Source organism: Thermococcus sp., from assembly GCF_027008145.1.
Lineage (GTDB): Archaea > Methanobacteriota_B > Thermococci > Thermococcales > Thermococcaceae > Thermococcus.
Genome location: NZ_JALTCZ010000060.1, coordinates 1 through 9340, shown reverse-complemented (window position 1 = coordinate 9340; position 9340 = coordinate 1). Strand labels below are relative to the sequence as shown.

At 53.1% G+C, this 9340-nt stretch carries 12 protein-coding genes and 1 CRISPR repeat array; of the genes, 7 read left to right on the top strand and 5 right to left on the bottom strand.

Annotated features, from left to right (window positions below; translation table 11 throughout):
• The 3 genes from MVD07_RS03030 to hisC form a co-directional block, all read left to right on the top strand.
• Positions 1-655, top strand: a 655-nt coding sequence (locus tag MVD07_RS03030) for a hypothetical protein (protein WP_297498471.1), incomplete at its 5' end; no start/stop codon positions are given.
• The gene (locus MVD07_RS03025) at positions 652-1230 is read left to right on the top strand and encodes a regulator of amino acid metabolism, contains ACT domain protein (RefSeq protein ID WP_297498469.1); all 579 of its coding nucleotides are present in this window, start codon (positions 652-654) and stop codon (positions 1228-1230) included. The genes MVD07_RS03030 and MVD07_RS03025, both read left to right, overlap by 4 nt.
• Positions 1217-2233 (top strand): histidinol-phosphate transaminase, encoded by a 1017-nt coding sequence (gene hisC, locus MVD07_RS03020; protein WP_297498467.1) that lies wholly within the window; start codon positions 1217-1219, stop codon positions 2231-2233. The genes MVD07_RS03025 and hisC overlap by 14 nt, the downstream gene beginning before the upstream one ends.
• Here the strand turns inward: hisC and MVD07_RS03015 are convergent.
• Positions 2220-3116 (bottom strand): Mrp/NBP35 family ATP-binding protein, encoded by an 897-nt coding sequence (locus MVD07_RS03015; protein ID WP_297498477.1) that lies wholly within the window; start codon positions 3114-3116, stop codon positions 2220-2222. The two genes, hisC and MVD07_RS03015, sit on opposite strands and share 14 nt — an antisense overlap.
• A gap of 121 nt (positions 3117-3237) precedes the next feature.
• Between MVD07_RS03015 and MVD07_RS03010 the strand changes: the two genes are divergently transcribed.
• Together MVD07_RS03010 and MVD07_RS03005 are read left to right on the top strand one after the other, a co-directional pair.
• A complete protein-coding gene (locus MVD07_RS03010; protein ID WP_297498466.1) occupies positions 3238-3417 on the top strand; it encodes a hypothetical protein in 180 nt (59 codons plus the stop codon).
• Positions 3418-3459: 42 nt separating this feature from the next.
• A complete protein-coding gene (locus MVD07_RS03005; RefSeq protein WP_297498475.1) occupies positions 3460-4110 on the top strand; it encodes an MBL fold metallo-hydrolase in 651 nt (216 codons plus the stop codon).
• Here the strand turns inward: MVD07_RS03005 and MVD07_RS03000 are convergent.
• Genes MVD07_RS03000 through MVD07_RS02985 form a run of 4 tightly spaced genes read right to left on the bottom strand, consistent with a single transcriptional unit; the run spans position 4107 to position 6012 of the window.
• Positions 4107-4664: a methyltransferase gene (locus tag MVD07_RS03000; RefSeq protein WP_297498464.1), complete on the bottom strand. Its 558-nt coding sequence runs from the start codon at positions 4662-4664 to the stop codon at positions 4107-4109. The two genes, MVD07_RS03005 and MVD07_RS03000, sit on opposite strands and share 4 nt — an antisense overlap.
• 16 nt (positions 4665-4680) lie before the next feature.
• The gene (locus tag MVD07_RS02995; protein WP_297498461.1) at positions 4681-5214 is read right to left on the bottom strand and encodes a DUF2250 domain-containing protein; all 534 of its coding nucleotides are present in this window, start codon (positions 5212-5214) and stop codon (positions 4681-4683) included.
• On the bottom strand, positions 5162-5590 hold the full coding sequence (locus MVD07_RS02990) for an isoprenylcysteine carboxylmethyltransferase family protein (protein WP_297498459.1): 429 nt from the start codon (positions 5588-5590) through the stop codon (positions 5162-5164). The genes MVD07_RS02995 and MVD07_RS02990 overlap by 53 nt, the downstream gene beginning before the upstream one ends.
• A 2-nt stretch (positions 5591-5592) precedes the next feature.
• Entirely contained in the window at positions 5593-6012 is a 420-nt protein-coding gene (locus MVD07_RS02985; protein WP_297498473.1) for a NifB/NifX family molybdenum-iron cluster-binding protein, read from the bottom strand.
• 199 nt (positions 6013-6211) lie between these two features.
• Here MVD07_RS02985 and MVD07_RS02980 point away from each other — a divergent pair, with 199 nt between their 5' ends.
• Positions 6212-7081 (top strand): ATP-binding protein, encoded by an 870-nt coding sequence (locus MVD07_RS02980; RefSeq protein ID WP_297498457.1) that lies wholly within the window; start codon positions 6212-6214, stop codon positions 7079-7081.
• Positions 7081-7971 carry an ATP-binding protein gene (locus tag MVD07_RS02975; RefSeq protein ID WP_297498455.1) on the top strand — a complete coding sequence of 297 codons (891 nt, stop codon included), beginning with the start codon at positions 7081-7083 and terminating at the stop codon, positions 7969-7971. Before MVD07_RS02980 ends, MVD07_RS02975 begins: the two co-directional genes overlap by 1 nt.
• A gap of 501 nt (positions 7972-8472) precedes the next feature.
• A CRISPR array of direct repeats spans positions 8473-8765; the repeat unit is 29 nt; unit sequence GTTTCTGTAGAGCAATGTTATGTGGAAAG.
• Positions 8766-9340: the final 575 nt, after the last annotated feature.

The window sequence follows — 9340 nt, the reverse complement described above, 5'->3', positions numbered from 1 at the left end:
CTTTACCCTCCTTACAGGACCAATGGCTGCTGCAAAGCCCCTCTTCGCCCAGAAGTTCATCGTAAAGTTCTTGAAAAAGAACCCGGACTACAAAGTCCTTTACTTTGCCACGAGCTCCCCGGTGTGCGGGATTTTGAGGAACCTGAGGATCTTCGGCATGAAGGAAGAGGATACGGAGAGAATAACCTTCCTGGACTATCAGCCCTCCTGCGAGGATCTGAAGAAGGTTGATGTCAACTATTACATCGGTAGCTTCTCGAAGCCGGAACAGCTTGAGAAGGTGCTTGATATGGCAGATGGGAGGACGATAGTCGTTGTCCCTTCCTTCACACTCCTTCTCATAGGGAGTGAGGTGAAAGATGAACTCACCGACGTTCTCACCAAAGGTATAAGGAAGGCCAGCTCAGTGGCTTTCGTCGCGGTGAACTCGGCGATGTTTAAGGAACAGAACGAGAGACTCGCTGAAAGCGCAGACAACGTCCTTGAGTTTACAAAGAAGGGAGAGAAGGTTTACGTGAGGGTCGTGAAGTTCAAGAGGCAGGCGCCTGATGGGGAAGTTCCCTTCGAGTTCCCGCGTGAGATGTTTGAGGGGACCAAGAAGGAGGTCGCTGAGAGGACGGCTCGTATAATCCGCGAGAAGAAGGTGGGAAGATGATCCTGATAGATGAGTATTTCAAGCATTACCCCGCGAGAAAGAGGGTTGCAGAGTTCCTGCTGAGGGAGGGGGTAAGCGTCAGGAACGGCCATCCAAATCTCAGTGGGGCGAAGCTCTCGATAAGCGAGGTCGCTAAGGCCTCCGGGGCAAACAGGAAGGTAGTCTACTACACAGTGGAGATCATAGAGTCCACCAGCGCCCTCCGTTTGCTCTTCGAGCGGATTGAGCCTGAACTGAAGGTTGAGAGCATCGCACCTGTTATGAACTGGGAGGTTCTCCAGGTCGAGGTCGAGGAGAAACCCACGAAGGTGCTCCAAAATCTTCTTGGAGTTATTCTCGACGAGGGGAATAAGGTTGTCTCCGTCAGCATGAAGAGCCTGCCTGGGGAGGAAACCCAGCTGTCAATTGTCCTTGAGAAGCCCCTAAATGGAGAAACCCTGAAGAAAATGGGGGAGATACCCGGAATAAGGCGGATCCTCATAAAAACTCCGGAGAAGGACAAGACGAAGCTCGTCTGCACCTTCTGCGAGGTTGTGTATTGCCCAAGGAGGGGTGGTAGTAATGTGGAGGATTAGGAGTTCGATACGCCGGCTCCCGAGGGCCGAAGCCCCGCCCGAGGTTCCGGCTAGGATTTGCCTTGACAAGAACGAGAGCCCCTTCGACCTCCCCCATGGACTGAAAAAAGAGCTTTTTGAAAAACTCTCAAAAATCCCCCTCAATCGCTATCCGCCGGTTTATCCCACGGAACTGGAGGGAAAAATCGCAGGGTACCTCAACCTTTCCCCTGAAAACGTCATCGTCGCCAACGGAAGCGATGAACTGATAGGTCTAATTCTAAAGGTCTTTGAAGGAGACCATATAGTGATAAGCTCCCCCACCTTCGGCATGTATGGCTTCTTCGCGGCGCTGGAGGGGATTAAAGTAATCGACGTTCCCCTCGGGGAGGGCTTTGAACTCGGCGATGTTGAGGCTCATACTGACGGTGCGAGGGCAGTCTTCATCTGCTCCCCCAATAACCCCACCGGAAACACCCACCCGAAGAGGAGAATAATCGAGGTTCTCGAAACTGGTGCGCCAGTTGTCCTCGACGAGGCCTACACGGAGTTTGCAAAGGAGAGCAACATAGACCTCGTGAAAGATTATGACAATCTCATAATACTCAGAACGTTCTCCAAGGCCTTCGGCCTGGCAGGAGCACGGCTCGGCTATGCCGTCGCAAGTGAGGAGACAATGGGCTACCTGAGGCGCGTTATCCCACCCTTCAGCGTGAACTCTCTATCACTTAAGGCCGGGGAATTCATGTTCGAGCACCTAGATTACGTGGGGCACGTCATTAAGTACATAATCGAGGAGAGGGAGAGGCTCTACCGCGAGTTCAAAGATTACGCGTACCCGAGCGAGGCAAACTTCCTCCTCATGAAACTCGATGCCCACGACTTTCTGCTGAAGAGAGGCATAGCGGTGAAGAAGCTGGGCGGGAGGCTCGAAGGCCACATTCGGGTGACTGTCGGGAGAAAAGAAGAAAACGACGAGCTGATAAGGAATTTAAGGGAGTTCATCAACCTCACAGCGGACTAGATGGCTCTTCGGCCTCTTCCTTCACTTTCATCTCTTCTAACTTCTTCACCAGTTTTTCTGCAATCTCCATGAAGGACTTTGCGGCGGTGGTGTCTTCGTAGAGGACTATTGGAATGCCAGCGTCGCTGGCCTCCCTTGCCTTTAAGTCTATGGGGATTTCACCGAGGAAGTCCACACCCTCCTTCTCAGCGAGCTTTCTTCCACCGCCCTTCCCAAAGATGTCTATCTCACCCCCGCAGTGCGGGCAGATGAGGTAGCTCATGTTCTCAACGACGGCAACGTAGGGCACTCCCATCTTCTTCATGAAGTTTACTGCTTTTCCTGTGTCTAAAAGAGCGACCTCCTGTGGGGTGGTCACTATTACCGCCGCATCGAGGTTTATGCTCTGCACAACCGTCAGTATCTCGTCGCCTGTTCCGGGCGGGAAGTCCACGATGAAGAAGTCAAGCTCACCCCACTTCGTGTCCCCCAAGAGCTGCCATATTGCCTTCGTGACGAGGGGCCCACGCCAGATGACCGGCTGGTCTTCTCCCACAATAAAGCCGAGGGTCATGACCTTAACGGGGGTGGTCTTCCCGCTGAAGTCAGTCTCCGGTGGGAGCATCTCGAAGCGGCCGTCTTCCGTTCTCTCTGCCAGAACGTCAACCCCCTCAAGCCCCACCATTTTGGCTATGTCTGGACCATGTATGTCAGCGTCGAGGATCCCAACGCGGTAGCCTTTTTTTGCCAAGGCCGTTGCAAGGTTAACGGCCACGGTGCTCTTTCCAACGCCCCCCTTGCCGCTCAGGACCGCTATCTTGTACTTCCACTTAGACTCCTTTTTCTTGATCTTATCCTTCGTGACCTGGAGGGCATTAACGGCTTCTTCACGGTTCAGGGTCATTTTTACCACCAAAAGATAATTACATGAACTTACGATAAAGTTTTTGGTATTTTAACCTTAAGTTATACTCAAAATTGTCCAGTAAGCTTTTTAGAGCGTTTGTGCATATGCACAGCTGGTGATGGCCATGCCGAGAGGCTGGGGAAGAGGCAGGGTATGGTTTGGCAGGGGAAGGTGGTTAGCCCCATGGCCTGGCAGGGGGCCCTTCAGCTACCTGCCGCCGTGGCAGAGACCGGGCTGGGTTTATGGACGGGGCTATTGGAGGGGGCGCGTCTATCCCTATGCGTATTACCCGTACTGATGTTTTTTGTTTTTAAGGGAACCCTAAACTTGGGGGATGGGAATGAGGCTCACAATCCTCAACGACAACATCCCATCGACTGGACTGATAAACGACTGGGGTTGGAGCGTCCTGGTTGAAGGAGAGAACCGCTTCCTCTTTGATGCCGACACGAGGGGTGAGGTTCTGGCCCACAACTCAAAGGCCCTCGGCGTTTTGCTCGAAAACCTTGACTTCGCGGTTCTGAGCCACTGGCACGGCGACCACTACGGCGGGTTTCCTTTGATTGCTCGGCTCAACCCCGGACTTAGGCTCTACGCCCCGCCCGGAGGAACGATCCGGGGGCTGAAGGTTGTGGAGGTTCGCAACGCGGGCGAGATAGCCGACGGGATCTGGACCTCTGGAGCCTTGGATGGCTTTGAGCAGGCGGTAGGGGTGGAAACGCCTTCCGGGCTCGTTGTCATTGTCGGCTGCTCCCACCCGGGCGTGGATAGACTTACAAGGGCAGTCCTTGAGGTTTCAGGCTACGAAAAAGCCCACCTCGTGATCGGTGGCTTCCACTATCCCCCTCCGGGAACGCTGGAGGGACTCGCCGAGATGGCCGAGTTTATAGCTCCCGCCCACTGCTCCGGCGATGAGGCAAAGGACTACGTGAGGAGAAGGTATCCTGAGAAGTTTGTGGAGGTAAGGACTGGAACGATTCTGGAGATTTAGTCCCTTGGGGGAGCAGGGCCGTTTCTTAGGGCTCTCAGCCCCTCGCGGAGACACCGGGGGGAGGGGTTGAAGGGAGGCCTCTCCGCCAGAAACCTGCAGTAGTCCTTCTCGAATTCCCTCAGCGTTTCCCTCTCCTCGATGGCGAGGATGAAGTAGAGGGCCGAGAAGGAGTACCAGCCAGCTAAGACGATGGCGTAGACGTTTGAAGTCAGGAAGGCAAGTCCCCAGCCGAAGAAAATCGAGCCGAACTGGGCAGGATGCCTCATGCAGGAGTATATTCCAACCGTTACAAGCTTCTCCGGTTTTCTGATGCCCTTCCTTATATCGAAGTGGCCGTACTTCTTCAGCGTTCTTCCGGCTATAGAGTTGAGAAGCAGACCATAAGCCATCAGGAAGATGCCGAGCGGAACGGTGAGCCATCTGGCCCTGCCGGGGAGCTTTCCCCCTGTGTAAATGCCCACCAAGATTATCACTGCCCACCACGAGAACCAGAAGGCGAATTTCGTGGCGAACTCGCTCTTCAATGACCTTCCCTCCTGTAAGGCTACCGCCATTCCCCCTATAAACGTTTCACCCGGGCCCAAGAAACTCCACCAACAGTTTAAAGAACTCCGTTTTTCTTCCGGCTGGCGTTATGAAGCGGTGCAGGAGGAGCTCTTCCCTAATTTTGTCATCTCTGAGTCCCTCTGGGAGCTCGTTGAAGTTTTTAGCTCTAATCAAAGCCCTAACTACCTTCCAGCCGTCCGGAAAAAGCGAGTTGAAATAGCTTTTCAGCCACTTTTCGTCGATTGAACGGACGAAAAGTTCCCCCTCGCGCGAGAGCCGGTAATAGGTGTGGTGTTTGTGGACCTCGAAGGCCTTCTTAAAGCGGGCCTTGCTCCTCTTTACTGCACTCCCAGAGTCCCTCTCCACCAGCCCAGCTTCCGTTAGGTCTTTTATCGCGTCTTCGATGAGGGAAAGGGGTAGCTCGCTCATCTTCGCCATCATCTTGGCGTAATCTACGGTGGCCTTCCTTAGGTGGGCCAGGACGTAGAGGTGAACCGGGAGGAGATTAGAGCCTTGGAACGAAGCGGGGTGTTCTTTCCGCGTACTTCCGCCACTCATCGCCGAACCTCTCCTCAAGGGCCTTCTCCTCTCCCTCTATGAAGACTAGAACAGAGAGCCAGTAAACAACCGGGAGAGCAAGCATAAAGCCCCCCATCACGAGCGAGAAGCCCGGGAGGATTAGAAAGCCCCAGATCGAGTATATCGGGTGCCTTACCCTTGAGTAGCAGCCGCTCGTTAGGAGCTCTCTCCTCGCGTAGGCCCTTGAAACTTGGAGGTAGCAGATTAACCAGAGGGCCAGGCCTAAAACGAGGAGAAAAAGACCGGGAACAGGGAAGGCACAGTCTAGGTTAAACCTCGCGTTCAGGTAAAAGGCGAGGAGGCTGTATAAACCTGAAGCAAGCCCGACCTTTGGCTCTATGCCCCAGAACCTCATGCTCATTCCTCTAGGATTGGCTTTTCGATGGCTCTCTTCTTTTCCTGAACCCGCTCCCAGAGGTCGTCGAAGTCCTCAACGAACCTCTGAAGGGCGAGCTTTAAATCCCTGGTTCTGGTAAAGAAGGCTACCTTGTTGGTCTTGTCTCTTATTCTCAGAAAGTTCGGCCCCATCCTGAATGCAGCTAAGACATCAACGTCGAGGAGCTGGCCGACAACTGCCCTGAACTTCCTTGGATCACCGTGCTCCTCTTCCTCGAAGTCTTTCGCTTTGTTGTGCCTCTTTTCGAGGAGTTTAACGCTCCCGTTCTCGCAGATTTCATAGATGGCAAAAAACTCCGAATCCCCGTAGTGGGCATCGATCAGGTGCTCATCGTCCTCCATCCCGAAGGCAACCTTGAGGCATCTCTTTTCCATTTGCATCACCGGGATAAAATCGGGAGGGAGTTTAAAAAGCATTAGGTCGTCCTAATCGGGGCCCTATGTTCTTAAACCGCAGTTTGGTTAGATCCTCTGATCTCCTCTTCTTCAACCTGTCCTCATCTCCTTTTCAACGTGCCTTATCGTGCTTATGCACAAACCTTATAACTGGTTAGGCTTCCCTAATCCCGGGGGTGAGAGCTTGCAGATAGCGGTGAGCGGGGGAAAGGGTGGAACCGGGAAATCAACGGTCGCTGTAAACCTTGCCATAGCGCTCGCAAAGGACTTTAGGTTGGTTCTCGCTGATCTCGACGTCGAAGCCCCAAACGACCATCTCCTACTCGGAGTTGAACCGGCTAACGAGAGGCCTGTGAACCAGTTCATGCCCCGCTTCGACTACTCCAGGTGCACCCGTTGCAGGAAGTGCGCAGATGCTTGTGAGGAGCACGCGATAGTAACGTTGAGGGACGGAACGCCCTTCCTCATGCCGAACCTCTGCTCCGGCTGCAGGGCCTGCGAGATAGTCTGCCCTGTTCCAGGTGCCATCCAGGAGGCCTTTAAGGTGATAGGCCACACCTACGTCACCGAGACGCCTTACGGGTTCACCCTCGTCACGGGGAAGCTTAAGGAAGGTGAGGAGCGCTCGATGCCCCTTGTCGTTGAGGCCAAAAAGCTTGCCCGCTCGGTTCCACATGAACTGTTGCTCATTGACACCGCCGCTGGGACTGGAAACACCGTTTCAAAGGCCATTGAGGGCTCGGAGTTGCTCATAGCGGTCACAGAGCCCACTCCCCTTGGCATACATGACACCGAGCTGATCCTGAGGCTCGGTCGGCTCATGGAGATTCCCACCTGGGTCGTTATTAACAGGGCCGACCTCGGCGAGAGGGAGAGGGTCTACGAGCTGGCCGAGGAGCATGGAGCGGAAGTTGTAGCTGAGATACCCTACAGCGAGAACATAGTGAGGAGCTACGTCGAGGGGAAGCCGGCAGTCCTCTGGGATGCTCCCGAGGCGGGAATCTTCCGGGAGCTGGCCGGGAAAGTTGTTGGCTTCCTCGGGGGTGGTGAGTGATGCAGATAGCGATAGCGAGCGGTAAGGGTGGCGTTGGAAAGAGCAGCATAACGGCATCACTCCTCTATCTGCTGAAGGACGACTACAGCTTCGTGGCCGTTGATGCAGATGCCGAAGCGCCGAACCTCGGCCTTCTCCTCGGCGTTACTGAGTGGGAAGAAGATAGGGAGCACTTCGGGGCGAAGGTGGCTAAAATAAACACCGAGAACTGCGTAAGGTGTGGCATCTGTATGGAACGCTGTCCCTACGAGTGCATCTACATAGACGATGAGGGCAATTACGTCGTCAACGAGCTCACCTGTGAGGGCTGCAATGTCTGCGGCCTCGTCTGTCCGGTTCCCGGGACGATAAGCCTTGAGGAAGTCCGCTCAGGGGTAATAAGGAAGGCCACCACGAAGTACGGCTTTCCGATTATATCTGCCCAGCTTGACGTTGGAAGGCCGGAGAGCGGGAAGCTCGTCACCGAGGAGAAGGAGTGGGCGAAGAAGATCATGGAGGAGCTCAAGCTGGAGCACATGATAGTCGACTCGGCAGCCGGAATTGGCTGCCAGGTGATAGCGAGCATAGGGGGAGCCGATCTGACGATACTCATAGCAGAGCCGACGCCTGCATCTCTGAGCGACGTCCAGAGGGCCTACAAGATCGTCCAGCACTTCAGGCAGCCGGCTTACCTGATAATCAACAAGGCCGATCTCAACCCGGGCTTCACGAAGCTGAGGGAATGGGCCGAGAGTGAGAGGATCCCGGTTCTCGGCGAGATACCCTACGACAGGGCGATACCAAGGAGCATGAGCCTCCTCAAGCCCTTCGTTGAGGCCTTCCCCGAGAGTCCGGCGAGCAGAGCGATAGGCAAGCTGGCAGAGAGGATAAAGGAGGAAATCCTCGGTTAGCATGCTATTGGGGGGAGTTCAGCCTTTAGGGAAAGCCTTTTTAGCCTTTTGCCCTCTGGTCGTTTTTGAATTTATCTACTCCAAGTTTATATGACTGTAACAACCTATTGGAGCCATACAATAGCTTTTTGGCTTTTGATTACCTCATAAGTAGTAATTTTTCGTCTGATGAATACATTTGGCAAGAAAGCATTCTGATGCCCCAATCTCCCGAATCAACCCCTTACCGGGAAGCTTGAAAGGTTAAGATAGCCTGAGACGTTTTGTATCAGGGGTTCATCGGGTTTAAGCCCCACCATCGTATAAATCAACGTTTCGATTGGCGTGTTTTGGTGTTCATATGTCTCAAAGGCGGAAAGAAACGAAAGCAGTCTTCGTGAACCTTCTTGGTTTTTGTGCCGGCTTTATAAATAGAGTGCAGTGACACGGGTTTTCACGGTAAGGCTTAAATAGGAGTTTTGACATTTCCTATTTCTGGGAACTGAGAAAGTTTCCCGAAAGGTTTCTGTAGAGCAATGTTATGTGGAAAGGGTAACTTGGTAGTGTCTCAGCTTGAGTTCTACCCAGTTTCTGTAGAGCAATGTTATGTGGAAAGACAGAGACACTAAGCTCCCCTGTCGTGCTTGAGAACCTGTTTCTGTAGAGCAATGTTATGTGGAAAGGCCTTTCCTTTTTCCCTTCTATCATGGGGGTGCAGGAGTTTCTGTAGAGCAATGTTATGTGGAAAGGCCCTTTAGGGCGGGGAGGAGGTCAGCACCTCTCTTTGTTTCTGTAGAGCAATGTTATGTGGAAAGCTGTGAAAGTTTTGCTCACACTGTTGAGGTTGTAGTAGGTTTCCGTAGAACAGTGTTGTGAAAACTTGAGCTTAGTGTTGTTGAGGAAAAAGGAGCTGATCTCTTCCCCGCACTGAAGGGCGAGGGTTCGACTTAACCCCCCTCCATTGGCAGGGAGGTTTGAGGGGTTCTCATCCAAACCCAAACTAAAGTGGGTCTTCGACCCCTCGGGGAGGGCCTCCCCCTATTATTTCAATTTAGTGTAGAAAACGGCGAAGTGATTGCAACGCGAGATGCAATTAGGGAGGATGTTAAGGTGTTGGGGTATTAACGGTGGGAGGGGGGGTGTTGCGTTTTTATGTTGTCTTTCTTCGCTTTAGTGTAGAAGTTTAGGGTCTCGCTCCCCTAAGGGTGAGGCTTTCGAAAGAAAAAGGTTGGGGTTGATGGCGTGTTTCATTTTTGTTTGCAATTTTTCTTTGCGTTTTTGCGTTGCGTTGCATTTTCGCGTTGCGTTGCACGTTTCACAAAGCATTGCTCTAATCTTTGCACTTTGCATTATAGTGTGCACATTGCACGCTATATGCACTTGTTTTTTG